This is a genomic window from Streptomyces lancefieldiae (assembly GCF_031845825.1).
Lineage (GTDB): Bacteria > Actinomycetota > Actinomycetes > Streptomycetales > Streptomycetaceae > Streptomyces > Streptomyces lancefieldiae.
Window position 1 is genome coordinate 1 of sequence record NZ_JAVRFH010000335.1, and the last position, 441, is coordinate 441.

At 72.8% G+C, this 441-nt stretch carries 1 protein-coding gene; it reads left to right on the forward strand.

Features of this window, described 5'->3' with window-relative positions; genetic code table 11:
* Window positions 1-70: 70 nt before the first annotated feature.
* Window positions 71-441, forward strand: a 371-nt coding sequence (locus RM812_RS42400) for an AMP-binding protein (protein ID WP_311586377.1), incomplete at its 3' end; no start/stop codon positions are given.

Sequence of the window (441 nt, forward strand, 5' to 3'; positions counted from 1 at the left end):
TCCACACGCGTCCGGACGTGCGTACGGGCGGCTGGAGTACGCGACGGAACTGTTCGACCACACCACGGCCGTGAGTTTCACCGACCGTTACGTGCAGGTGCTGCGGCAGGTGATCGCCGATTCCGGGGTGCGGCTCGGTGAGGTGGACGTGCTCACCGACGCGGAGCGGAACCGGCTGGCACGGCTGAACGAGACGGCAGAACCCGTACCGGGGGCGACGCTGCCCCGATTGATCACCATGCAGGCGACGCGGAGCCCGGACGCGACGGCGGTGGTCGCCGGGCGGACCGTCCTGTCCTACCGGCAGCTGAACGCCCGGGCCGGCCGGCTGGCCGGGCTGCTGCGCGCACGCGGGGTCGGGCCCGAGACCGTGGTGGCCGTGGCGCTGCCGCGTTCGGCGGATCTGGTGGTCGCGCAGTTGGGCGTGCTCAAGGCGGGCGG